This window comes from Pseudomonas sp. H1_G08 (genome assembly GCF_054681355.1).
In genome coordinates this window covers 76,188-101,095 of sequence record NZ_CP162822.1, presented here as the reverse complement: position 1 = coordinate 101,095, position 24,908 = coordinate 76,188, and the positions used below count along the sequence as shown (strand labels likewise).

The following is a 24,908-nucleotide window of genomic DNA, read 5'->3' as shown; positions in this document are numbered from 1 at the left end:
GGGAGTATAGCCGAGGGCGGTGTTTCATTTATAAGACGCTTTCGCTGGCAGTACTGTCCTTGTGGGAGCGAGCCTGCTCGCGAAGGCAACACCGCGATCCCGGCAAATACCCAACTGCGCAAGAAGTTGCGCAGTTGGTCGTAATATTTCAGGGCCTGAATCCTCTGCAGCTCAAGCGGCGCAAGGCCTGCAGCCAAGTGCGCAAGAAGTTGCGCAGTACTGCGCAACTTCTTGCGCACTTTCTCCCGGTTATCCCGGTGAAAAACGCCGCGAATGATCACCGACTACCGTGGCGTCCCCGCCATCCGGGCACCGCGCAAAACCTGGCACGCTCCTTGATAACTCTCAGCCACCCACCGGGCGATTTCGCCTCCGGGCACCCTAACTTTATCCGCAAGGAGAGCACCCCATGGCAACACCAGCGTACATGTCGGTTACCGGCGAAAAACAAGGCCTGATCACTGCCGGCGCTTTCACCGCCGACTCCGTTGGCAACACCTACCAGGAAGGCCACGAAGACCAGGTTATGGTTCAGGCTTTCACCCACGACGTGATCATCCCGCGTGACCCGCAATCCGGTCAGCCAACCGGTCAGCGCGTACACAAGCCAGTTGTGATCACCAAGGTCTACGACAAGGCTTCGCCACTGCTTCAAGCAGCTCTGACTTCCGGCGAGCGCATGAGCGAAATCGTTATCCAGTGGTACCGCACTTCGGCTCAAGGCACCCAAGAGCACTACTACACCACCAAACTGGAAGACGCGATCATCGTCGCCATCAACAACAAAATGCACAACTGCCAGGATCCAGGCAACGCGCACTTCACCCACCTGGAAGAAGTGCAGTTCACCTACCGCAAAATCACCTGGACCCACGAAGTATCCGGTACTTCGGGTTCCGATGACTGGCGTGCTCCAGTCGTTTAATTACGGCTGACCGTTACACGCATCGGCCAGCTCTGCTGGTCGATGTTGTTTACGCCCCTCCAGAATTTCGCGAACGTTGAGCCGCTTTTTTGCGGTCGTCGACGAGCGCCGCTGTACAGCACGAGGAACAAGGGATGTTCGCGCCGGCCAATGAAACCCACTTTGCCCTGACCATCGAAGGGCTTTCCGCCGACTTTCAGGTGTTTACCCTCACCGGCCGGGAAGCCATCAGCCAGCCTTTTGTCTTTGAGGTGGAGCTGGTCAGTGAGCAGCCGTCGCTGGACCTCGAAACCCTGCTGCACAAACCGGCCTTCCTGCAGCTGTCGCCTGACGGCAGCGGCATCCATGGCCAGATCTACCGCGCCGCGCAAGGCGATTCCGGCAAGCGCTTGACCCGTTATTCGGTGACCTTGCGCCCGCAACTGGCGTATCTGGCGCACCGCATCAACCAGCGCATCTTCCAGAACCTCAGCGTGCCGAAGATCATCGGTCAGGTGCTGGAAGAGCACGGCATTCAAGGCAACGCCTACGAATTCAAGACCGGCTCGATCTATCCCGAACGCATCTACTGCGTGCAATACGACGAGTCGGACCTGCACTTCATCCAGCGCCTGTGCGAAGAGGAAGGCATTCACTTCCACTTCCAGCACAGCGCCAACGCGCACAAGTTGGTGTTCGGCGACGACCAGACGGTGTTCCCGAAGCTCAAGCCGGTGCCCTATCAGCAAGACTCCGGCATGGTCGCCAGCAACCCGGTGATCAAGCGTTTCGACCTGCGCCTGGAAACCCGCACCAGCCGCACCACGCGCCGCGATTACGATTTCGAAAAACCGCGCCTGACCCTGGAAAGCGAAAACCGTGGCGACGCCCTGCCCGACCTCGAAGACTACGATTACCCGGGCCGCTTCATCGACCGCGAGCGCGGCAAGCATTTGGCCAAACGCGCCCTCGAACGTCATCGCAGCGACTTCCAATTGGCCGAAGGCAAGAGTGATCAGCCACTGCTGGTCAGCGGCCATTTCCTCGCCCTGACCGAACACCCGAAAGCCAAGTGGAACGACCTCTGGCTGCTCACCGAAGTGCTGCACGAAGGCAAACAGCCGCAAGTCCTCGAAGAGTCGGTGACCAGTGACACCACCGCACTCAAAGACGATTTCCACCAGGGCTACCGCAACCGCTTCCATGCCACGCCATGGGACGTACCCAACCGCCCGCCGCTGCGCCACCCGAAACCGCGCATCCTCGGCAGCCAGAGCGCCGTGGTCACCGGCCCCAAAGGTGAAGAAATCCACTGCGACGAGTACGGCCGGGTCAAAGTCCAGTTTCACTGGGACCGCGAAGGCCAGGCCGACGACAAGACCAGTTGCTGGCTGCGCGTCTCCAGCGCCTGGGCCGGCGCCCAGTATGGCGGCATCGCCATCCCGCGCATTGGCATGGAAGTGCTGGTCACGTTCCTTGAAGGTGACCCCGATCAACCGCTGATCAGCGGCTGCCTGTACCACAAGGAAAACACCGTCCCCTATCCACTGCCGGCGAACAAGACCCGCAGCACCTTCAAGACCCTGAGCTCCATGGGCGGTGGCGGCTACAACGAACTGCGCATCGAAGACAAAAAAGGCCAGGAACAAATCTACCTGCACGCCCAGCGCGACTGGGACGAGAACATCGAACACGACCAGAAAATCCGCGTCGGCAACGAACGCCACGACACCGTCGAGCAAAACAGCTACACGGAATTCAAAGCCGAAGAACACCACACCGTCTACGCCGACCGCAAAGTCGAAACCCGCGCCAACGACCACCTCACCGTCGGCGTCAACCAGCACATCAAGATCGGCACCGGCCAGTTCATCGACGCCGGCCAGGAAATCCACCTGAGCAGCGGCATGAAAGTGGTGATGGAAGCTGGCGCCGAACTCACGCTGATCGGCGGCGGCAGCTTCATCAAGATTGACGCTGGTGGCGTGACCATGAGCGGGCCAGTGATCAACATGAATTCTGGTGGTAGTCCGGGCAGTGGGACTGGTGCTGCGCCGTTGATGCCCGGCGTGTTGAAACAGGCGGATGCAGACAAGGCTGGCCAAGTCCTGACCCCGGCGCAGATCAACACCCTCAAACGTAACGCGCCGTTCTGTGAAGAATGCGAAAAATGCAAGGCAGGTGCCTGTGCCATCTGAACGAATTTCCCCCAAGGACTGGCTGGCGCAACAGCCGCTGCAAAGCGGCGAGCGCCTGTACCTGATCATCAGCGCCGCCAGCGACGCAGACGCCCTGAAAACCCTGTACCTCACCGAACCCACCGCCCAGCTCATCCCGATCTGGGGCGGCACGCCCTACTCCACCTGGCAACCGGTGATGCCCTACCTCACCGAACTCAAAGCCAACTCCGCCTTCCTGCCATGGATCGCCGAAACCGACGCCCTCGACTGGGGCTGGCTGGCGGTGTCGCGTTCAGAACCGAACGAAGTGTTCGAACACCTGCGCAGCCTGACGCAGGTGAAAATGCCGGATGGCACCGAGGTGTTTTTCCGGTTTTGGGATGGGCGGCATATTTATCCGATCCTGCGGGGGCTTGGGGAAAAGGCTGGAGAAGTGCTGCCGGTGTTTGAGCGGTATCTGATTAATGGGCAGGCGCTGGAAGTGGGCGCGCGGGTGGTGCCGAAGGTCAAGGACTGGCCGTGGTGGGAGGTGCCGAAGGGGTTGTTGGAAGAATTGATGGCAGAAAATCCATCAACCGTTATCGGCAACATGATGCAGTGGTTGCAGGAGGAACACGCCGATCTGTATTTCTCCTTTCCCGAATCGAACCTGAAACAAAAAGTGGCGCGCTTTGTTAAACGCACGCCACTCACGGAAGAAAACTTTACCGGGCTGTTGAAGGCCTATCTGGAAAAAGAGGTGGTGGTATGAGCGTTTTAATGGGCGGGATCGTTGGCGGTCTCACAGCAAAACAACCCGATGCTCAGGCCATCATCAACGACTTCAAGAAGTGCCTGAAGGATTACCGCGAGCATGCAGAAGCCTGGTACGGCGGCATTCTGGATGCGGAGCAGCAATTCAAAGTCGGTGACGAAGTTGGCACGGCTGACAAGGACAGCAAGAAGGAAAATACCCTTTATGCCAACTGTCCTGCGAACGGCAAGCTGGTGCTGATCCATAGTTTCGAGTCCGCGCGCTTTGTGCCGATCGGCAATACGCCAGTTCAACTGACACCGGTCGTCAATGGCCGCTTCATCGGCAAAAACGAAGTTGGCCCGACCATCAATAAAACCATTGATGCATCAGGGATTCTTGAAGTCTCAGGCCTTACTCCCAATCAGCAGTACAAAATCACCTTCTTCCCGAATCCTACGCGTGCCCAGATCGACAGTTTGTTCAATTCCTACCAAGGCGTGATCGGCGAGTTGGGCGGCTGGCTACAAACTGAATGGAGCACCAGCTTCCTGCCGCTATGGCAGGCGCACACCGATGCCTCCCTTGGTGGTCGCGCGTTGCAGGAACTGGAAGCGGCCTGGGAAGGCTTCATGAAAGCGATCATGGGCTTATGGGGCGATATCAAAAGTCTCTACGACCTCATTGCCCATCCTCGCGAAAACTACGAGAAGCTGAAAAACTTTTTTACTGAAGAACAGATCAAGAAGATCTACGACGCCTCTGCCGACGCTATTCACACAGCTTTATTGATCGCGAGCGATGAGCCGCTGATGTGGATATACGTCGCGGCCATCGTGGCCTGGGTGAAGATGCTGCCGCCTCAGACTTGTACCGAAGTGCTGGCGCAAATGTCGACTGAGTTCCTGCTCAACATTTTGATCGGCGTTGTTTTGACTGGTGGTCTTGGCTTGGCCGTACGCGTGGGTACAAAAGCCGTCAAAGGGGTACAAAGCAGCGGCAAAGTCATAAAGCTGATTGAAGACTTCACCGGCATGTTGATGAAAGTCAGCAAGTCCAAAGCGACACCCCATACCGAAGCATCGAAGCCGTTGCTACTCAATGGTGATTCGAAATTCAATCCGGCACGCAAAGCGGATGTTCAGATCGCGCCCCCCAAACCCGCCGAAACGACCACAGCGCCTAAAAGCAGGCCACCGATCACTGGCGGAAGTGATTCGAATTTCAATCCGACACCCAAAGCGGATGTTCAGATTGCCGCTCCCAAACCTGCCGAAACCGCGACAGCTCCGAAGAGCAAGCTACCGGTCACCGGCGGAAAACTGGAATCCGATGCGCAGATTCAAACCCGTAAAAAAGATGAGCCAGCCTCACGGATCGAGCAAGTAGAGACCGTCGACAACGCCCCCGAACAGCCGAAGAACCCAGCAAAAAAACCTGCACAATGCGTCGACGACACATGCTCAGACGGCGAACCAGTATCGATGGTGACCGGTGAAGAGTTACTGACGCTCACCGATGGGGAACTGGGTGGCCTGCTGCCTTTTGAGTGGACACGCCTATACCGAAGCAGTGCAGTCGAAATTGATAGCCGCCTCGGCTATGGCTGGAGTCATTCACTGTCTCATCGCTTGCAGATCGACGATGAGGGTGTGCTGTGGACGGACAACGAGAACCGGCAAACCCGTTTCCCGATGCCCACGGAACAGCGGCCGGCCATCACTAACAGCCTGGCTCAGGCAGCGATTTATCTAGGTAATGAACCCGGCGAACTCATTTTGACCCAAGCCGGGGCAAAAACCCGCTTCTACCATTTCCGTGCCGGTCGACTGACCGCGATCAGCGATGCTTACGAAAATCGTCTGCACATCAGTTATGACTTCGTTGATCGTATCCAGCGCATAGATAACGGCGCAGGGCGCGCCCTTTTGCTGCGCTACGAAGACAGACACATCGTTGCTGTCGACCAACAGCAACAACGCCACGAATACAATGAACGCGGCGAACGCCAAGACCCATGGCTGACGATTCATACCCTCGTCACCTACCGATACAACGCACTCAATCAACTGGTTTCTTCCACCAATGCGATGGGCGAAACCGAGCATTACCGCTACAACGATCAGCACGTCATCCTTGAGCGACAAATGGCCGGAGGGGCTAGCTTCTTCTGGGAGTGGGAGCGTGAAGGCAAGCTGTCCCGATGCGTACGTCATTGGGCCAATTACGCGCAGATGGAAGCACGTTACGAGTGGGATGATAACGGCTCGGTCATTGTTCATAACGCTGACGGCAGTGAGCTGGTCTATGTGCATGACGAAAATGCACGCCTGGTCAGTGAGACCGCACCCGACGGTGGTGAGACGCAGAACGCTTATGACGATAACGGCCGATTGATCGCCGTTAAAGACCCGATGGGAGCGATCACCGAGTATCAGTACAGCGATGCCGGACGCTTGATTGCGGTGATCCCCCCGGAAGGTGTTCCGACGCGTTACAACTACTTCAACGGTCAACTTATTGATGTCCAGCGCGGCAAGGCCCGCTGGAAATACGAACGCAACCGCCAGGGCGATATTACCCAACAAACCGATCCTGACGGCAACGAGACCTTCTACAGCTATGACCGTCAGGGACGCTTGCTTGAGATCCGCCACCCCGACGGCAGTCGTCATCAACTGGGCTGGAACAACCTCGGCCAATTGCTGGAAGAACGCCTGCCGGATGGAGGTCAACGCAAGTATCGCTACGATGCGCTCGGCCGGCAAATCACTCGCCAGGACGAATTCGGAGCGATCACCCAATACCAATGGGATGCCGTCGACCGCCTCACTCAGGTCACCCTGCCCGGCGGCGCCACACGTGCGTTTACCTACAACCCGTATGGCCGCGTCACCGCCGAACGCGACGAGCTCGGGCGGATCACCCGCTACGAATACGCCGACAACCTGCACCTCGTCAGCCGCCGGATCAATCCCGACGGCAGCCAACTGCGCTATCGCTACGACAACTCGCAACTCAACCTCACCGAGATCGAAAACGAGCGCGGCGAACGCTATCAACTCGATTATTACCCGAACGGCCTGATCCAGCAGGAAACCGGCTTCGACGGCCGCCGCACCGCGTACGAGTACGACCTCAACGGCCAACTGCTGAAGAAAACCGAGTTCGGTGACGACGGTAGTGAACTGGTTACCGAATACCAGCGCGATGCCGCAGGCCGTTTGCTGGTCAAGACGCTGCCCGATGGCGAAGAGATTCATTACAGCTACGACGCACTCGGTCGCCTGGTAAACGTCGACGACGGCCATTGGCCGCTCGCTTATGAATACGACGTGCAAGATCGCTTGATCATCGAACATCAGGGCTGGGGCACCACGCGTTACGCTTACGACAAAGTCGGTCAGCTCAGCCACTGCCGTCTGCCCGATGGCTGCACGCTCGATTACCGTCATTTGTCCGGTGGACGGCTGAGCAGCATCGACCTCAACGGCTCTCGCCTGACCAGCCACCAGTTCAACGCCGGTCGCGAGCAACAACGCCAACAAGGCTTGCTGCTTAGCCAATACCAATACGATGAACAGGGCCGACTACAGGCCCACAGCGTCAGCCAACGGGACAAGCACCTGTTCCAGCGTCGCTACAACTACGATGCCAACGGCAACCTCGCCGGTATTAACGACAGCCGCAAAGGCAACCGCAGCTATCACTACGATCCACTCGACCGACTGATCAGCGTACGCGGCGCCATGCCAGAGAGCTTCGCTCACGACCCGGCAGGCAACCTCCTCGGACAAAATGACCTGCCCGCAGCCAACATAGCCAACGTCAAAGGCAACCGCCTACTGATGCAAGGCGACCGCCATTACGATTACGACGCCTACGGCAACCTGATCCGCGAGCGTCGCGGCACCAGCCAAAAGCTCGTCACCGAGTACCGCTACGACTGCCAGCACCGCCTGATCGGCGTCAGCCTGCCGGGTGGCAGCACCGCATCCTACAAATACGACGCCTTCGGCCGCCGCATCGAGAAAACCGTCGACGGCCACACCACTGAATTTCTCTGGCAAGGCGAGCGATTGATCGCCGAAAGCGCAGAAAATCGCTATCGCAGCTACATCTACGAGCCGGGCAGCTTCCGCCCGTTGGCAATGCTCGACGGCGAAGGCCCACTAAAGGCTGCCCCGTTCTACTATCAACTCGACCACCTCGGCACACCGCAGGAACTCACCGACTACAGCGGCGAGATCATGTGGTCAGCGAAGTACCAGGCCTACGGCAACCTCGCGGCGCTGGACGTCAGCGAAATCGATAATCCGCTGCGTTTTCAAGGGCAGTATTTCGACGCCGAGACAGGGTTACATTACAACCGCCACCGCTACTACAATCCGGGGACTGGACGGTTTTTGACGCCGGATCCGATCAAGCTTGCGGGTGGGTTGAATAGCTACCAGTACGCGCCTAACCCTACGGGGTGGGTGGATCCTTTGGGATTGAGCGGATGCCCCGGAGGCAAAGATGGCTCCTCCGGCTCAAGCACCGAAAACCCTGCAAGTAAAGCAGTTGTAAAGGAAGGATCGCCCCCACCTCCTGAACCACCAAAACATGACAAATGGAGTCGTGAACCTAAAAGCATTCAGGATCAGATGACATTGCAGGCGGCGAAAGAAGGACACGGGGTCAGGATCATTGAGGGCTTAAATGATCCAAACTTCAAAGGAATGGACAAATGGGAGCTTAAAGTAAAATCCAAAAACGGTAACGACTCGGTGGTGCACTATGTTCGTGATCCGGAAACTGGCAAATTAATGGACTTTAAATTCAAAAAGCATAGCACCGACGATATAAAACCGTGGGGAAACGACCCATCCGTACCACCCGGGGATTCTGAAAAAAAATGAAAGTTAAATGTAAAACAAACAAAATAGACCAAAGCTTCACGCAGGATACTTCAATAAGGCTTAAGCGCTATATCTCGATCGGCGACAGTGAGCTAGACATCGAAGTCGGAAAAGAATATACCGTATACGGCGTTGAATTTTGGGACAACTGCCCATGGGTTTATATATGCCCAGAGCCTTATGACGAATACCCTAAACCATTCGCATTGGACTTTTTTGAAGTCACCGAAAAAAAAATGTCGTCTCACTGGGTTCTTAACTCACAGTGCACGCACAACAAAAAAGTCAAGACCCAGCTCGTATTTTGCGAGTGGGCTGACGATGAGAGCTTCTATGAAAGGTTGATTAACGAAGACGAAGAATGCGTTAATACATTCGACAGCTATAGGAAAATGATGAACGCCGAATAGAAAACAACCAAGGACCAAAATCGCTACTGTTATTTTCAACGTACAAAACCACCATCCTTGATGGTTAGTATAAATGCAAATGGGGACAGATTTACTTCCTACTGAAATAAATCTGTCCCCATTTGTCCCTAGTGATAAAAACATTGCGACACGTAGAGCTGCGTTTAGAGAGGCTAAGCGCGACGCCAAATTCCCTAACACAGCTGTTCTAATTAGGGTGAAACGTGTTCCGCTTACGAAAGAAGCTGAAAATGGTAGGGGTACGGAGTTTGTTTGAGACGCGGAAGGTAATACGGTGATGATTAAAGAGTATCGCTACAAAAATATTGATAAAGAACGTGTTGTCATTCAGAAACATTTGTACGGACATTAGGACTATCCAGCCTCCCATGCTTCTCATAAATACACACCTTAATGTTAGAGAATACGACTCTGTATCAGGCAATGCTCATCGAAACAGAACACTCCACTTATGAAGTGTGGCACGCCATTACGTATTTGAGTAATAAAGAAAATGCTGACAAATTCAACTTCAAAAAAAAAGAATGAACATCGATCATTGGAGAGTTTTATTCCCCAGAGCATTCGTTCACTAGCTACGCACTATTAGACGAAAACTCGTCACAATTAAAACTACATAGTAGGGTAAAAGAAAAAACAGCACCTGCGAAATGTTTGAAAAATACTACAACTAATATGAATTTGATCTTTACATAGAATTTATCGAATCACTCAAAATAGAAAACTTCAATTTCGCCAGACATACAATTCTATCGATCATGAATGAGAACCAGATGCTTGCCGTAAAAATTGAAATCAATAACTCATGCATTGTCACATGTAGCGCAAGAAACATTACTACTTCCAACTTAAAAGCTTATTACAACGACGGATCCGTTTGAGCATATCCGAGACTTTAAAACAGAAGAGTCGAAAATCTACTATTGATCTAGTACATTCATATGGATCTGCTCTCTTCACCACGACCTGACTTGGCCGGTTCTTAGCCAGAGTCGGGCCCGGTTTCCCTGGAACGATCGCAAGCACATCATCGCCGTCGACTATCAACAGTTCCTGCCAGCGGACAATCTTGAGGCCGCATGGAACACAGTGCAGACGCTGGTCACTTACAGCTACGACACGCAGCATCGCCTGATCGAGGCGAAGAATGCCGCAGACGAAGCCGAACGCTATCGCTACAACGACCAGCACGTCATTCTCGAGCGGCAATTGGCAGGCGGCGCGGCGTTCTATTGGGAGTGGGAAAACGAAGGCAAACTGTCTCGCTGCACTCGTCACTGGGCCAACTTTTCGCAGATGGAAGCGCAGTACGTCTGGGACGACAAAGGCAGCGTCACCGTAACCAACGCCGATGGCAGCGAAGAACGAATACGACAGCGTCGGCCAGCTCAAGCACTGCCGCTTGCCCGATGGCAGCAAACTCGATTACCGCCACCAGCCTGGCGGGCAACTCAGCAGCATCGACCTCAACGGCTCGCGCCTGACCAGCCACCAGTTCAGTGCCGGCCGCGAACAACAGCGCCAACAAGGCTTGCTGCTCAGCCAGTACCAATACGACGAACAGGGCCGTCTGCAAGCGCACAGCGTTAGCCAACGGGACAAGCACCTGTTCCAGCGTCGCTACAACTACGACGCCAACGGCAACCTCGCCGGAATCGACGACAGCCGCAAAGGCAACCGCAGCTATCACTACGACCCGCTGGATCGCCTGATCAGCGTGCGCGGCGCCATACCAGAGAGCTTCGCCCATGACCCGGCAGGCAACCTCCTCGGACAAAATGACCTGCCCGTTGCGAATCTCGCCAACGTCAAAGGCAATCGCCTGCTCATGCAAGGCGACCGCCACTACGATTACGACGCCTATGGCAACCTGACCCGTGAAAGTCGCGGCACCGGACAAAAACTCGTCACCGAATACCGCTACGATTGCCAACACCGCTTAATCGGCGTCAGCCTGCCGGGAGGCAGCACCGCATCTTACAAATACGACGCCTTCGGCCGCCGCATCGAGAAAACCGTCGACGGCCACACCACTGAATTCCTCTGGCAAGGCGAACGATTGATCGCCGAAAGCGCAGAAAATCGTTATCGCAGCTACATCTACGAACCGGGCAGCTTCCGCCCATTGGCAATGCTCGACGGCGAAGGCCCGCTAAAAGCGGCCCCGTTCTATTACCAACTCGACCACCTCGGCACACCGCAGGAACTCACCGACTACAGCGGCGAAATCATGTGGTCGGCAAAATACCGCGCCTACGGCAACCTCGCTGCGCTGGACATCAGCGAGATCGATAATCCGCTGCGTTTTCAAGGGCAGTATTTCGACGCCGAGACAGGGTTACATTACAACCGCCACCGCTATTACAATCCTGGGACTGGACGGTTTTTGACCCCGGATCCGATCAAGCTTGCGGGTGGGTTGAATAGCTACCAGTACGTGCCTAACCCTACGGGGTGGGTGGATCCCCTAGGGTTGAATACTTGTCCAGGCGGAGATAAATGCGTTCCGGGGCAAAGCGCTGAAATACCTGAAGGAAAAGCCAGGGTAAGCGATGGAGCCCCGCCTCCTCCCGACGTTCAATGGACAAATCATGGCAATAAACATGTGGCGCCTAAGGCTCCTTGGCCATCTGTTGTAAAATCGACCGCTAATGGAGGTGCAGCTAAATATCTACCCGGCACGGACATTGAAGCGTTAGAGCGGCACGCGTTTGCAAATGGTCAAGATGTTAACAACGGAAAACCATGGAAAGTAATTGACATGGGAAAAACCATAGGCGCCAATGACGGAAAAGAAACTCAGTACATGAGAGTGGAGTTAAGTGCAAACACAATACATGGACATCCAATATCAGAAGAATCGTTTAGAAAACTAACGAAAAAGAAGAAATGATTTATGAATCTTGAAAACATAAAAAAACTTGGTGGCAAGATAACTTTTGACGAAATATCCAGCCTAGTCGGATCGGATATTTCGCTCATTACAGATGAGTTAAGGGAGGATCTTTTGCAAGCGCTACTCCCGCACGAGCAAACAATAGACATTGGTTGGTATCCCGAATTCAGTGAACACGGCGCCTTCAGAATCTCATTAATCGCAAATAAAAATTGGGCATCGCCTATATACACCGAAACGGCCAAAACCTGGGCCGATCTTGAAAAAGCGTTAGACCATACATTGAATAAAGTAAAAATTTAATGGATCGACGAGCTCGCGTTGACTAGCCAGCGTCGACGACGGTCGTTAGCCTTTCGCCTATAAATATGACTTGCAGACCAACTCATCGAGGAACACCAAGTCTGGGGCTCCTTGCGCTACGAATACGACAGCGTCGGCCAACTTAGCCACTGCCGTCTGCCGGATGGCTGCACGCTCGATTACCGTCATTTGTCCGGTGGACGCCTGAGCAGCATCGACCTCAATGGCTCACGCCTGACCAGCCACCAGTTCAACGCCGGTCGCGAACAACAGCGCCAGCAAGGTCTGTTACTCAGCCAATACCAATACGATGAACAGGGCCGCCTGCAAGCGCACAGCGTGAGCCAGCGGGACAAACACCTGTTCCAGCGCCGCTACCAATACGACGCCAATGGCAACCTCGCCGGCATCGACGACAGCCGCAAAGTCAATCGCAGCTATCACTACGACCCGCTGGATCGCCTGATCAGCGTCCGCGGCGCCATGCCTGAGAGCTTCGCCCATGACCCGGCAGGCAACCTCCTCGGACAAAATGACCTGCCCGCAGCCAACCTTGCCAACGTCAAAGGCAATCGCCTGCTGATGCAAGGCGACCGCCACTACGACTCCGACACTTACGGCAACCTGATCCGAGAGCGTCGCGGCACCGGCCAAAAGCTCGTCACCGAATACCGCTACGACTGCCAGCATCGCCTGATCGGCGTCAGCCTGCCGGGTGGCAGCACCGCAAGCTGCAAATACGACGCCTTCGGCCGCCGCATCGAGAAAACCGTCGACGGCCATACCACTGAATTCCTCTGGCAAGGCGAACGCCTGATCGCCGAAAGCGCACAAAATCGTTATCGCAGCTACATCTACGAACCGGGCACCTTCCGCCCGTTGGCAATGCTCGACGGCGAAGGCCCGCTAAAAGCGGCCCCGTTTTACTACCAACTCGACCACCTCGGCACGCCGCAGGAACTGACCGACTACAGCGGCGAAATCATGTGGTCGGCGAAGTATCGCGCGTACGGTAACCTCGCAGCGCAGGATGTCAGCGAAATCGATAACCCGTTGCGCTTCCAGGGTCAGTATTTCGACGCCGAGACAGGCTTACATTACAACCGCCACCGCTACTACAATCCGGGGACTGGACGGTTCTTGACGCCCGATCCGATCAAGCTTGCGGGTGGGTTGAATAGCTACCAATACGTGCCTAATCCTACGGGGTGGGTGGATCCGTTGGGTTTAAGCTGCAAGCTAGGACAGTGCCCAGAACCTCCTAAATGGAGCGAAAAATCTGTCTTCAATAAATATCCAGAGAAGACAGTCCTGAGGACTTCAGGGCCTGAGGCACAAGCTGCATTCTTACAAGAGCATCTCCCTGGCCTGCCAAAGGAACAGGCCCAGATGATCCTTGAAGAGTCTTACAAAAAGGGGACTTCAGTCGTTATCGGTGGTAGCAGGGTCAGGTGTGATAATCACATTGGTAGCGACCTTGATGTAGGATTTGGAGACATAAACGCGAATAAGGCCGGGAAACTAGTTAAAGGACTGGAAAAAAAGTTCGAGGGTAAGGAAGGCTTTCTTTCGCTTGAACAAACCAGAATCACACCCGGAAACAAAACCCAAAATATTGAAGAAATAAAATCTCCTGAAGAATTCTTCCAACGCTCTGAAACTCGATCCGGACAGGATCAAAGAGCTGGCGAACAGTACCGAGCGTCACGCTCAATAACACTTAGAGAAGACGGGACAATCACGTTAATACCACCAGGAGCCACACCATGATATTTAAATCCTCTGGCAACTTAGTCAACCCAAACATCGTAACTTATAGAAGCCTCGGGTTTGGCGAGGCTGCCATACTCGATACGCAGGCATATGAACTCATAATCAACCCCTGCGATTTTCCAGAAGAATTCATGATCTATGCCGATACATTCATCTCCGAGTGCAGGATTGACGATGCAGAGCAGGGATATGCGGACATCCCAGCGCTTGCAAAAATCAATTATCCGACCTTCAGCGGGCTTTTGGAAAACCATGAAAATCTAGCGACCCACTTAATCAAAGACTACTTATACTTCGAACTATTTTACTATTTATTCCCAAACTCAGAAAATCTAAAGCTAGTTATAAACAATATAAAAGACATCCATATAGAAGGTAAATCAATGGTAATTTCCGGCGATACATACCCATTCAAAAAAATGTAACAAAACGAATTTGCGCCGCCCGTTTCCGTACGCACAAAAAATATAATATCAACGACTATTCATCAAAAAATAGTTAGACAACACTAGCAGGGAGTTCGCTACCGAATGCCAATGCGATAAGTTTGGTCGCCCGCTAGTGATAACGTTTAATAATTTCGAAGATATTCATTTGCACTACGACGTTTTGGACCGGCTTATAAAAACGCTTACGACGACCATTGGCCGCTCGCCTACAAATACGACCTGCAAGACCGCTCATCGAGGAACACCAAGTCTGGGGCACCTTGCGCTACGAACACGACAACGTCGGTCAGCTCAGCCACTGCCGTCTGCCCGATGGCTGCACGCTCGATTACCGTCATTTGTCCGGTGGACGGCTGAGCAGCATCGACCTCAACGGCTCGCGGCTGACTAGCCACCAATTCAGCGCTGGTCGCGAACAACAGCGCCAACAAGGCCTGCTGCTCAGCCAGTACCAATACGACGAACAAGGCCGACTTCAAGCACACAGCGTCAGCCCGCGGGACAAACACCTGTTCCAGCGTCGCTACCAATACGACGCGAACGGCAACCTCGCCGGTATTAACGACAGCCGCAAAGGCAATCGCAGCTATCACTACGATCCGCTGGATCGCCTGATCAGCTTACGCGGCGCCATGCCTGAGAGCTTCGCCCATGACCCGGCAGGCAACCTCCTCGGCCAGAATGACCTGCCCGCAGCCAACCTCGCCAATGTCAAAGGCAATCGCCTGCTGATGCAAGGCGACCGCCACTACGACTCCGACACTTACGGCAACCTGATCCGAGAGCGTCGCGGCACCGGCCAAAAGCTCGTCACCGAATACCGCTACGACTGCCAGCATCGCCTGATCGGCGTCAGCCTGCCGGGTGGCAGCACCGCATCCTACAAATACGACGCCTTCGGCCGCCGCATCGAGAAAACCGTCGACGGCCATACCACTGAATTCCTCTGGCAAGGCGAACGCCTGATCGCCGAAAGCGCACAAAATCGTTATCGCAGCTACATCTACGAACCGGGCACCTTCCGCCCGTTGGCAATGCTCGACGGCGAAAGCCCGCTAAAAGCGGCCCCGTTTTACTACCAAGTCGACCACCTCGGCACGCCGCAGGAACTGACCGACTACAGCGGCGAAATCATGTGGTCGGCGAAGTATCGCGCGTACGGCCACCTCGCAGCGCTGGATGTCAGCGAAATCGATAACCCGTTGCGCTTCCAGGGTCAGTATTTCGACGCCGAGACAGGCTTACATTACAACCGCCACCGCTACTACAATCCGGGGACTGGACGGTTCTTGACGCCCGATCCGATCAAGCTTGCGGGTGGGTTGAATAGCTACCAATACGTGCCTAATCCTACGGGGTGGGTGGATCCGTTGGGTTGAATACTTGTCTTGGAGGCGAAAACTGTACGCCTAGCATCGGCGCTGATGATTCCGCTATAAAACCAAAAGTAGATGAAGGCGACCAAAAAGCGCCCGAAACAGGGGGAGCTGCCCGCGCGGCTCTATATTCCGCGAATTGGCCTAAAGCGAACTTAAACAGTGCCGTTGAAAAATTCGCTGGAAGCAATCCAATCGTCAGCACTACGGACAAGGGCAAAAGAATATATAAAAATCCTCAAAACGGGATAGAAGTGGTTGAAGACATGAACGGAAATTATTTCAGAATTTATGATCCTTCCTTGCCTGGAAAGCGTAAGTATTTAAACCTTGAAGGAATTATTCCGAGCAACAAAACGCTTCCAAACGGAAAGCAATCCGGAAGAACACAAAGCGAATATAACGAAGTCAAGCACTTCAACAAGGAACCATAAAAAATGAAAACAATTTCAGTACCCTTATCTAGAGATGCAATGCATCGCTTGGACTTGGGTGAATGTATACCCGGCGACTTAGAAGAGCTATCAGTCTCAGAAGAAGATTTTCTAGCCCTTTCAAAAACGGGGGTGCTTGAGGAAATAAACTCGACACTGAGCAAACTCATCGATGAATATGAAGACGAAAGCATACAAGGACAAACCGAATTAGAATCAGCTCTCAAGATATTTCAAAAATTATTCGCCACTACAAATTCCGACACACTAAGGAAGATCATACATCTCAACGAAATGGCGATGAAATACGATACAGGTATGTTTTTTTACTTCTAATCATCATACTCGACGGCGAAAGCCAATTAAAGCTACGCCGTTCTACAACAAGCTTGGCCACCTTGGCATGACGGAGGAACTACCCGATTGCAGCGGCGAAATGTGGTCAGCGAAATACCGCGACTACGACAACCTCGCAGCGCTGGATGTCAGTGATGTCGATAACCGGCTGCGCTTCTTGGGTCAGTATTTCGACGCCAAGACCGGGTTAAGTTACAACCACCACCGCTACTACAATCCGGGGACTGGGCGGTTATTGACCCCTGACCCGATGAAATTTGCGGGTGGGTTGAACAGCTACCAGTACGTGCCTAACCCTACGGGGTGGGTGGATCCGTTGGGGCTGGTGTGTAAACAGACAAACGGTGCCACTCCGAAAAAGCCTCCGCAAAAAACGACCCCGCCCGAGGTTGGCGAGACACTTAAATTTGAGCATTTCGAGCAAGCGCGCAATAAGGCACTTGAATGGCTTGAAAGCAATGGATTCAAAGCAGAAAAGCCAACCATTGGGAAGTTTGGTACAAATGCCGGGAAGGTTGTAGGCATGCAAACCGCTGACGGCAAGACTGGCTATCGAATCGAATATGATGAAAGAAGCGGCGCACATATAAACGTTTGATCAGGAAAAAAGCCAGTACCACATTACCTTTTCAATGCAAGCGAAAAAACCGTATTAAAATTACTAAAGGCATTTAAAAAATGAGCTACTTCGACGAAGAACTTGAGAAAGAATTGTTAGAATCCAGCATTAACTACATAAAACTTAACAATGATGCGCATAACAACACCGTCTCACATATCAATAGAAATTTTCCGTTTATTGGATCAAAAATCGCTTGGAGCTCACTTCCCAACAGCATATCGCATTCAAAAAACACTATTAACAAAGCCATTGAAGAAATTTCAGAAAAAGCAAAAGATCTCAAAATAACTGAGATTACCTTTATCGGCGACTCGCTAACTGAGAATGCTTACAAATTCCACACCGCCGATCTTAAAAAAATAATAATGACATTCTCTGAAATACCGCAACACACCTATTTTTTCTCCGAGCAGTTTAGTTTGATAGGCTGCATAAGCAGCGAGGGCGAAATCAATTTTAGTGAGACCACTTAAACATGACACATAGCAGAAAAATAGGGAAAATCGATTTTCTATTGAAATAAATCCGCCCCCATTTGCGCCATTCAATCAGAGAAAACAAATATAAAAAACAGGATAATCACACTCATCATCGAAGATACTCTGAAAGCACTCGCAAACATTGAATTTACCTTGATTCCTCTACAAAAAATGGGAAGTTACTATAGCGACAAACCGGTTAGAGAATATCAAAAACTACAACCGAGTTCATTAACGATGATACGTCACTCAGCGACCAATCCAAGATCAAAAAATCATCAGCAAAAATTTCGCCCCAATTCCTGGTGAGGATTGACATGGATGACATGGATGACATAGAGCGTCATGTGGAGGGAATTGAATTCTGGAAGCCTTGAATGCTTAGCTGTACGAAGAAATCTGCTGAGCCGCCTGATATGCGTGAAAAATACGTCACTGAAACCTTCAAGGCGACTGTCAACTTAAACTCTCCATTCAAGAATAATGAAAAACAGAAAACTTATGCTCAACGCATAATCACCAGATCAAATCTCTGCGACCACTCTCACGGATTAAATAATCAAAGGACTGTTATCTTGAAACACTTAAGCCGCACTCTCACCTTGCTTCTAGCCCTTACCTTCTCCCTAAGCGCAAGCGCGCTGTCACTACGATCCGAACAACGTCCCGACGGCACAACTGTCTTGTTGCTTACAAACGAAGCCAGTCCAGAACGGGCTCACAAGCTCAACCAAGACCCGGCGGTTCGTTCTGCACTCGTTGATTTTTTTGGCTACCAAACCGGAAGTTACACCAATGACAATACGATGATCGTGCAGCAGGTTCTTGAAGCGCTCGACTCAGAAATGTCGACTTTTGTTGATGGTGTGCCTCCCGGCAGAAAAATGATCACTGCCATGGACGACGGTAACAACGGGTTCGAGCGCGGCGCATTGCTGCTGGACGACAAGGGGCTGTTGCTCGCCGTAGGACTGGTCAATGGCCACTGCACCGTCAAGTCTCGCGAGGAACCATTGACTTGTAACGATGCGCCGGAAACCATGCTGACTATTTTCCAGCCAGAAGGCGCCGGCAAGTCTGACGCCGATGCTTTGATCCCCTGGAGTAAGCAACTGCCTCCTATGATGGCGCTGTGGGCGGAGAGTGACGATCCAGAACGCCGAGCCGCTGCGCAGAAGATTGCCCACGTTGAGTACATCGTGACTCAGCCGAAACAGGGAGCCTGGACTGCGGCTCAATTACCTTCCGATTTTCCAAAAGCGATGCTGCCGTTGCTTCCGCAGCGAGCTCACTTGATTGGCGCCGGCGCTCACGGTGTCTTTACGACACCGGGTATGGAGGGCACGTCAATTGACGGTGACTGGGACAAAATAGCCGGACGCCCTCAGCATGAATATGAGGTCATTCTCAGGACTTTTACCGAATACGCGGATGTTATCGACTTCTATCAGCAACATGCAAAGGACGCCGAAGTCAGCGGCAACGAGCGCAAAGCGCTCGTTGAAGGCCGCATCAATGGTGGTACCTATAAAGTAGAAATCACCAATAGAAAAGAAGCCGGCACAGTGATCACGTTTTCCGCTTGGCGGCAGGAGGTCTAATTCATCTCTGAAGACAGAGCGATCATGTGGTCGCTTTGTCTTCTGAGCAAAAGGGACTGAGTAAAAGAGGACAGATTTCTTTCTTCAAACTGAATATAAATCTGTCCCCTTTTCTTAAGGCAGGCTGCTCAGAGCGGATGGGCGCTGTCAGCCCAATAGGAAAGTGGAAATAACCTGAATGATAATTGAACTTGACGGCCTATCCATTTCTTCCGAGCAGGATTTCCACAAGCGGATAGCTTCTGCATTTTTTTGGGCTCAGTACTATGGAAACAACCTAAATTCTCTGTGGGATTTGCTCAGTACGGACGTGGAGCGTCCGATTGAAATAGTATGGAAAAATTCGAAAGAATCTGAACAAAGCATGGGCGAAACTTTTAAAAAATGATATTTATATTCGAGCAAACAGAAAATCAGGACATATCCCTGGGCTTAGATGAAAAATTCGAATACAAATTAAAGTAAAAAAAATTGATACTTGCCAGCGCATTTATTCAACGCTGCAGTAAGCACGATTATCGTTTGAATGATCAGAGCAAAGTATTCACGAATGCAAAGATTCGGAGAGACCCAATGAGATCAAAACTCGAATACAAACTCCAACCCATCCGAGTACCAAGCGGCTGGACAATAACAATCAACAATCTGTTTGAGGTGGAGCTGACACCGGAGACTTGCAACTGGTTCTCTAGTTCGGTACTGATCGGAGGAGTCCGCCAGAGTACCGGCCATTGCTTTGACACGAGAGTCGAGCCCGAAGGGGATCCCGACGGAGAATTTGTGATTGATATGCTAACGATCGAATACGATAGAAGAGGTGAGCCAATCAAAAACTCCGAAAAGTTTCTAGGTGAATTCAGAACCAAAAGCAAAATCGAATTCATTGAAAGAATTGAAGATTTTATGATTGAGGCTTGATTACATCATTGTTCACGAATCAAAAAGATTAAAAACGGCTTTCCGAGCTAAATCTGTATTGACGCCTCAATAAGCGACACAGGAAAAATCGCAGCACAACACTGCGATTTCTCACCCCATAGAATCAATCTGCCGCCAACCGCACCTGCCTCTCCAACTCCACCTTCAACCCCGGCTCCAGCTTCAACTGCCGTGCCAGTTCATCCAGATAGCTCTTCTCCATAAAATTCTCCTCATCCACCAGCATCACACTGGCGATGTACATCTCCGCCGCCATTTCCGGCGTGCTTGCCGCGCGGGCGACGTCGGTGGGGTCGAGGGGTTTGTTGAGTTCGGCGTGGAGCCAGTGTTGCAGCTCCTGGTCGTTGTCGAGTTTGGTGAATTCGCCTTCGATCAGTTCGCGCTCGCGCTCGTCGATGTGGCCGTCGGCCTTGGCGGCGGCGACCAGGGCTTTGAGGATGGCCTGGCTGTGTTCTTCGACTTGCGCGGGTGGCAGGCGGTCGAGGGTTTGTGGTTCGCGTTGGGGTGCGCTGCCTTTTTGGGCGTTGTAGTTGCCGTAGGCCTTGTAAGCCAGTACGCCCAGCGCGGCGAGGCCGCCGTAGATGGCGACTTTGCCGCCGACCTTGCGGACTTTTTTGTTGCCGAGCAGCAGGCCCATCGCGCCCGCGGCCAATGCGCCGCCGCCCGCGCCGGACAGCAGGCCGCCGAGGCCGCTGGAGCCAGACGAGCCACCGAGCAAACCGCCCAGTCCGCTGGCAGCCGACTTGTTGGAAGCGCCACCAGTCTTGTTCTGCAGCATTTCCTGCCCGGACTTGAGCAGTTGATCGAGCAATCCACGGGTGTTCATGTTCCGTCTCCAAACAAGGATTATCCGGATCTAAGGCCCTCAGCCTAGTTCGAAAGTGCCCGACCCCGACCTGCGAGTGTGCTTCGAGATGTTGCTCGCCACTCAGAAGGGCATGTTTCGAGCGTTACGCAAATGAAAAAGGGGCAGGCTTCTCGGCCGGCCCCCTTCTCCCCCTCCCCCTTAGAATCGCGAAACACTCCGCATCGCATCCACCAGATAGCGCATGGCAATCCGGTCGCTTTCCGATAGTTCTCGATAACGCTCCACAAGTTTCAATTCTTCGGAATTGAGGCGGCGTCTTCTGCGCCCGCCGCCCAAGCAAGGGAAGATGCCCAACATTTCGGTGATGCTCTGTATTTTTGCCATGGACGATGTCCTTCTCTATTGAGTCAAGAAACTGCTGAACCTCACATCGCCCTGCCTCTTCGAGCAGCGTCGTGTGCCCCGCCGGCACGAAGGCTTGTATCCGGTCTTGCCCATAGAATAGGAATTAAATCGGCGTTGAAAAGCGGTTTTTAGAGTAATTAATCGAAAAAAGCAGATATGCCCTCTAAATCAGAGAACCCTGTCAGAAAAATTACAGACATGTCTTGTTTCATTGCCAGGTGACGCAACGCAAACAAGCCTTTTTGCCCGACAATCGAACCGATTAAGCTAGCGGGCATCTGTTTATAGTCCGTTGCGTTTGGCCGAAGGCATGACCGAACCGTAATTTCCGATCCGACAGGTGCCAGGAACGGCGCTGGATTGCACACGACAGGTTGTATTTATGCACCGCAGGAATTTGCTCAAAGCGTCCATGGCCATTGCGGCCTATACCGGTCTTTCCGCGTCGGGCCTGTTGGCCGCCCGCGCTTGGGCAGCCAATGGCGGCGCCGCCGATGGCGAGGCCCAGGCCTTCGATTTCGAGGCGTTGAAGCGTCAGGCCAAGCAGCTCGCCGGCAGTGCCTATCAGGATACGAAACAGGTGTTGCCGCCAACCCTGGCGACCATGACTCCGCAAAATTTCAACGCGATCCGCTACGACGGCGAGCATTCCTTGTGGAAGGAAAACAAAGGTCAGCTGGACGTGCAGTTCTTCCACGTCGGCATGGGTTTCCGTCAACCGGTGCGCATGTACAGCGTTGATCCGAAGACGCGCATGGCGCGCGAGGTGCATTTCCGTCCGGCGCTGTTCAATTACGAGAACACTTCGGTCGACACCCAGCAGCTCAAGGGCGACCTGGGTTTTGCCGGCTTCAAACTGTTCAAGGCGCCGGAGCTGGATCGGCATGACGTGGTGTCGTTTCTGGGCGCCAGCTATTTCCGTGCGGTCGATGCCACTGGCCAATATGGCCTTTCCGCGCGCGGCCTGGCCATCGACACTTACGCGAAGAAACGCGAAGAGTTTCCCGACTTCACCAAGTTCTGGTTCGAGACGCCTGACAAGAACGCCACGCGTTTTGTGGTCTACGCCCTGCTCGACTCGCCGAGCGCGACCGGCGCCTATCGCTTTGACATCGATTGCCAGGCCGAGCGCGTGGTCATGGAAATCGACGCGCACATCAACGCACGCACCACCATCGAACAGTTGGGCGTGGCGCCGATGACCAGCATGTTCAGCTGCGGCACCCACGAACGGCGCATGTGCGACACCATTCACCCGCAGATCCACGACTCCGATCGCCTGGCAATGTGGCGCGGCAATGGCGAGTGGATCTGCCGGCCGTTGAACAACCCGGCGACGCTGCAATTCAATGCATTTGCCGACAAGGACCCGAAAGGTTTCGGCTTGGTGCAGACCGACCACGAATTCGCCAACTATCAGGACACTGTCGACTGGTACAGCAAGCGCCCGAGCCTGTGGGTAGAACCTACAACCGCCTGGGGCGAAGGCTCTATCGATCTGCTGGAAATTCCTACGACCGGCGAGACGCTGGATAACATCGTCGCCTTCTGGACGCCGAAGAAACCAGTGGCTGCCGGTGATTCACTGAACTACGGGTACAAGCTCTACTGGAGCGCCCTGCCACCGGTCGGCACGCCACTGGCGCGGGTGCACGCGACGCGTTCGGGCATGGGCGGCTTCACCGAGGGCTGGGCGCCGGGTGAGCACTACCCGCCGGTCTGGGCGCGGCGCTTTGCCGTAGACTTCACCGGTGGCGGCCTCGAGCGCCTGCCACAGGGCACCGGGATCGAGCCGGTGATTACCTGTTCCAACGGCAAGGTGCAGGACTTCAGCGTGCTGGTGCTGGATGACATCAAGGGTTACCGGATCCTGTTCGACTGGTACCCGACCAATGACAGCGTCGAGCCAGTGGAACTGCGTCTGTTCATTCGCACCAATGACCGCACGTTGAGCGAGACCTGGTTGTACCAGTATTTCCCGCCGGCGCCGGACAAGCGTAAATACCCTTGAGGTTATAAGGCGGCTGTTCTGGCGTCATTCGCGAGCAGGCTCGCTCCCACAGGGGTCCGCATTCCTACTGTGGGAGCGAGCCTGCTCGCGAAGAGGCCCGCCTGACAACGCAAACTTGTGCCGAATAGAAAAAGCCCCGACCATCACCGGCTCGGGGCTTCTGCTTTCCAGCCTTCAATCAATCGCGCAAATCCGATTCATGAATCGGCTGGTCGCGATGGGTCGCGCGCTGATACTGCGCCGGCCACACCGCTTTGCGCCCGCCCAGATCATCGTCGGCGTGCAGCGGCCAGTACGGATCGCGCAGCAGTTCGCGCGCAAGGAAAATGATATCGGCCTGACAGGTACGCAGAATGTGCTCGGCCTGGGCCGGCTCGGTAATCATTCCGACAGTACCGGTGGCGATGCCTGACTCTTTGCGTACACGCTCGGCGAAGCGCGTCTGATATCCGGGTCCAACCGGGATTTCCGCGTTTGCAGCAGTCCCTCCTGAAGACACGTCAATGAGATCTGCGCCCAGCGTATGAAGGCGGCGCGCAAGCTCCACGGTCTCATCCGGGTTCCAGCCGTCTTCGACCCAGTCGGTCGCCGAGACGCGGACAAACACTGGCAATTCCTCCGGCCATACCGCCCTCACCGCTTCAGTGACTTGCAGCACCAGACGGATGCGATTCTCGAACGAACCACCGTACTGATCGCGGCGTTGATTGCTCAGCGGCGAGAGAAACTGATGCAGCAGATAACCGTGCGCCGCATGCACCTCGACCACGCTGAACCCGGCCGTCAGCGCGCGTTTGGCCGCGTCGACAAAGGCCTGGATCACTTCGGCGATCTGCCCCTCATCCAGTTGCTTCGGTTGTGTGTGCTGGGGATCGAAGGCAATCGGCGATGGCCCGACCGGGGTCCAGCCGCCGTCCTCGGGTTTGACACTGCCATGCTTGCCGATCCACGGCCGGTGGGTGCTGGCCTTGCGCCCGGCGTGGGCCAGTTGAATACCGGCGACCGCGCCCTGGGCGGTGATGAAGCGAGTGATGCGTTGCAGCGGTTCGATCTGTTCGTCGTTCCACAGTCCAAGGTCTTCGGCGGTGATGCGTCCGTCGGCGGTAACCGCCGTGGCTTCGGTGAAAACCAGACCGGCACCGCCCACCGCGCGGCTACCCAGGTGCACCAGGTGCCAGTCGTTGGCCAGGCCGTCGACGCTGGAGTACTGGCACATCGGCGACACGGCGATGCGGTTGGGCAGGGTCAGTTGGCGAAGAGTAAAGGGTTCAAGCAGCAGACTCATGGGGCACCTCTCGAATCAGTG

General features: G+C 53.9%; 17 protein-coding genes and 4 pseudogenes. 18 read left to right on the top strand and 3 right to left on the bottom strand.

Annotated features, from left to right (window positions below; all coding sequences use genetic code 11):
* Window positions 1-409 precede the first annotated feature (409 nt).
* The 17 genes and pseudogenes from AB4N85_RS00430 to AB4N85_RS00350 all read left to right on the top strand — a co-directional run bounded on the left by AB4N85_RS00430 (window position 410) and on the right by AB4N85_RS00350 (window position 20,357).
* Complete coding sequence (locus AB4N85_RS00430; RefSeq protein ID WP_007949952.1) at window positions 410-925, top strand: Hcp family type VI secretion system effector; 516 nt, start codon at window positions 410-412, stop codon at window positions 923-925.
* 134 nt (window positions 926-1,059) lie between these two features.
* Complete coding sequence (locus AB4N85_RS00425; protein ID WP_252868856.1) at window positions 1,060-3,102, top strand: type VI secretion system Vgr family protein; 2,043 nt, start codon at window positions 1,060-1,062, stop codon at window positions 3,100-3,102.
* Entirely contained in the window at window positions 3,092-3,835 is a 744-nt protein-coding gene (locus tag AB4N85_RS00420) for a DUF4123 domain-containing protein (RefSeq protein WP_252869534.1), read from the top strand. Before AB4N85_RS00425 ends, AB4N85_RS00420 begins: the two co-directional genes overlap by 11 nt.
* On the top strand, window positions 3,832-8,718 hold the full coding sequence (locus AB4N85_RS00415; RefSeq protein ID WP_353957143.1) for an RHS repeat-associated core domain-containing protein: 4,887 nt from the start codon (window positions 3,832-3,834) through the stop codon (window positions 8,716-8,718). The genes AB4N85_RS00420 and AB4N85_RS00415 overlap by 4 nt, the downstream gene beginning before the upstream one ends.
* On the top strand, window positions 8,715-9,128 hold the full coding sequence (locus tag AB4N85_RS00410) for a hypothetical protein (protein WP_041478177.1): 414 nt from the start codon (window positions 8,715-8,717) through the stop codon (window positions 9,126-9,128). The genes AB4N85_RS00415 and AB4N85_RS00410 overlap by 4 nt, the downstream gene beginning before the upstream one ends.
* A gap of 1,387 nt (window positions 9,129-10,515) precedes the next feature.
* A pseudogene (locus AB4N85_RS00405) lies at window positions 10,516-12,042 on the top strand (RHS repeat domain-containing protein); the annotation flags it as partial.
* 3 nt (window positions 12,043-12,045) lie between these two features.
* On the top strand, window positions 12,046-12,348 hold the full coding sequence (locus tag AB4N85_RS00400) for a hypothetical protein (protein WP_136492024.1): 303 nt from the start codon (window positions 12,046-12,048) through the stop codon (window positions 12,346-12,348).
* A gap of 22 nt (window positions 12,349-12,370) precedes the next feature.
* Window positions 12,371-14,118 (top strand): annotated as a pseudogene (locus tag AB4N85_RS00395) (RHS repeat domain-containing protein); the annotation flags it as partial.
* A complete protein-coding gene (locus tag AB4N85_RS00390; protein ID WP_252868855.1) occupies window positions 14,115-14,546 on the top strand; it encodes a hypothetical protein in 432 nt (143 codons plus the stop codon). The pseudogene AB4N85_RS00395 and the gene AB4N85_RS00390, both read left to right, overlap by 4 nt.
* A gap of 91 nt (window positions 14,547-14,637) precedes the next feature.
* Window positions 14,638-15,946: pseudogene (locus AB4N85_RS00385) on the top strand (RHS repeat domain-containing protein); the annotation flags it as partial.
* Window positions 15,946-16,380, top strand: a complete 435-nt coding sequence (locus AB4N85_RS00380) for a hypothetical protein (protein ID WP_252868854.1) — start codon at window positions 15,946-15,948, stop codon at window positions 16,378-16,380. The pseudogene AB4N85_RS00385 and the gene AB4N85_RS00380, both read left to right, overlap by 1 nt.
* A 3-nt stretch (window positions 16,381-16,383) precedes the next feature.
* A complete protein-coding gene (locus AB4N85_RS00375) occupies window positions 16,384-16,716 on the top strand; it encodes a hypothetical protein (protein WP_236168087.1) in 333 nt (110 codons plus the stop codon).
* A 22-nt stretch (window positions 16,717-16,738) separates the two neighbouring features.
* A pseudogene (locus tag AB4N85_RS00370) lies at window positions 16,739-17,419 on the top strand (RHS repeat-associated core domain-containing protein); the annotation flags it as partial.
* Window positions 17,416-17,832, top strand: a complete 417-nt coding sequence (locus tag AB4N85_RS00365) for a hypothetical protein (RefSeq protein ID WP_252868853.1) — start codon at window positions 17,416-17,418, stop codon at window positions 17,830-17,832. The pseudogene AB4N85_RS00370 and the gene AB4N85_RS00365, both read left to right, overlap by 4 nt.
* 383 nt (window positions 17,833-18,215) lie before the next feature.
* The gene (locus tag AB4N85_RS00360) at window positions 18,216-19,439 is read left to right on the top strand and encodes a hypothetical protein (RefSeq protein ID WP_252868852.1); all 1,224 of its coding nucleotides are present in this window, start codon (window positions 18,216-18,218) and stop codon (window positions 19,437-19,439) included.
* Between the two features lie 178 nt (window positions 19,440-19,617).
* Window positions 19,618-19,827 carry a barstar family protein gene (locus tag AB4N85_RS00355; RefSeq protein WP_252868851.1) on the top strand — a complete coding sequence of 70 codons (210 nt, stop codon included), beginning with the start codon at window positions 19,618-19,620 and terminating at the stop codon, window positions 19,825-19,827.
* 185 nt (window positions 19,828-20,012) lie between these two features.
* Window positions 20,013-20,357 (top strand): hypothetical protein, encoded by a 345-nt coding sequence (locus AB4N85_RS00350; protein WP_071174496.1) that lies wholly within the window; start codon window positions 20,013-20,015, stop codon window positions 20,355-20,357.
* A 124-nt stretch (window positions 20,358-20,481) separates the two neighbouring features.
* Here AB4N85_RS00350 and AB4N85_RS00345 read toward each other — a convergent pair whose 3' ends face one another.
* Together AB4N85_RS00345 and AB4N85_RS00340 are read right to left on the bottom strand one after the other, a co-directional pair.
* Window positions 20,482-21,204, bottom strand: coding sequence for a tellurite resistance TerB family protein (locus tag AB4N85_RS00345; protein ID WP_095180453.1), 723 nt, complete (start codon window positions 21,202-21,204; stop codon window positions 20,482-20,484).
* A 180-nt stretch (window positions 21,205-21,384) separates the two neighbouring features.
* Complete coding sequence (locus AB4N85_RS00340; protein ID WP_041478186.1) at window positions 21,385-21,570, bottom strand: hypothetical protein; 186 nt, start codon at window positions 21,568-21,570, stop codon at window positions 21,385-21,387.
* A 403-nt stretch (window positions 21,571-21,973) separates the two neighbouring features.
* Here AB4N85_RS00340 and AB4N85_RS00335 point away from each other — a divergent pair, with 403 nt between their 5' ends.
* Entirely contained in the window at window positions 21,974-23,602 is a 1,629-nt protein-coding gene (locus AB4N85_RS00335) for a glucan biosynthesis protein D (RefSeq protein ID WP_095180451.1), read from the top strand.
* A 178-nt stretch (window positions 23,603-23,780) separates the two neighbouring features.
* On the opposite strand, the gene AB4N85_RS00330 is transcribed toward AB4N85_RS00335, so the two are convergent.
* On the bottom strand, window positions 23,781-24,887 hold the full coding sequence (locus tag AB4N85_RS00330; RefSeq protein ID WP_039759093.1) for an NADH:flavin oxidoreductase/NADH oxidase: 1,107 nt from the start codon (window positions 24,885-24,887) through the stop codon (window positions 23,781-23,783).
* Window positions 24,888-24,908: the final 21 nt, after the last annotated feature.

Coding starts and splice junctions, on each gene's coding strand:
- AB4N85_RS00430 (WP_007949952.1), top strand. CDS start 410: ATGGCAACACCAGCGTACATGTCGGTTACCGGCGAAAAACAAGGCCTG.
- AB4N85_RS00425 (WP_252868856.1), top strand. CDS start 1,060: ATGTTCGCGCCGGCCAATGAAACCCACTTTGCCCTGACCATCGAAGGG.
- AB4N85_RS00415 (WP_353957143.1), top strand. CDS start 3,832: ATGAGCGTTTTAATGGGCGGGATCGTTGGCGGTCTCACAGCAAAACAA.
- AB4N85_RS00410 (WP_041478177.1), top strand. CDS start 8,715: ATGAAAGTTAAATGTAAAACAAACAAAATAGACCAAAGCTTCACGCAG.
- AB4N85_RS00400 (WP_136492024.1), top strand. CDS start 12,046: ATGAATCTTGAAAACATAAAAAAACTTGGTGGCAAGATAACTTTTGAC.
- AB4N85_RS00390 (WP_252868855.1), top strand. CDS start 14,115: ATGATATTTAAATCCTCTGGCAACTTAGTCAACCCAAACATCGTAACT.
- AB4N85_RS00375 (WP_236168087.1), top strand. CDS start 16,384: ATGAAAACAATTTCAGTACCCTTATCTAGAGATGCAATGCATCGCTTG.
- AB4N85_RS00365 (WP_252868853.1), top strand. CDS start 17,416: ATGAGCTACTTCGACGAAGAACTTGAGAAAGAATTGTTAGAATCCAGC.
- AB4N85_RS00360 (WP_252868852.1), top strand. CDS start 18,216: ATGCTTAGCTGTACGAAGAAATCTGCTGAGCCGCCTGATATGCGTGAA.
- AB4N85_RS00355 (WP_252868851.1), top strand. CDS start 19,618: ATGATAATTGAACTTGACGGCCTATCCATTTCTTCCGAGCAGGATTTC.
- AB4N85_RS00350 (WP_071174496.1), top strand. CDS start 20,013: ATGAGATCAAAACTCGAATACAAACTCCAACCCATCCGAGTACCAAGC.
- AB4N85_RS00345 (WP_095180453.1), bottom strand. CDS start 21,204: ATGAACACCCGTGGATTGCTCGATCAACTGCTCAAGTCCGGGCAGGAA.
- AB4N85_RS00340 (WP_041478186.1), bottom strand. CDS start 21,570: ATGGCAAAAATACAGAGCATCACCGAAATGTTGGGCATCTTCCCTTGC.
- AB4N85_RS00335 (WP_095180451.1), top strand. CDS start 21,974: ATGCACCGCAGGAATTTGCTCAAAGCGTCCATGGCCATTGCGGCCTAT.
- AB4N85_RS00330 (WP_039759093.1), bottom strand. CDS start 24,887: ATGAGTCTGCTGCTTGAACCCTTTACTCTTCGCCAACTGACCCTGCCC.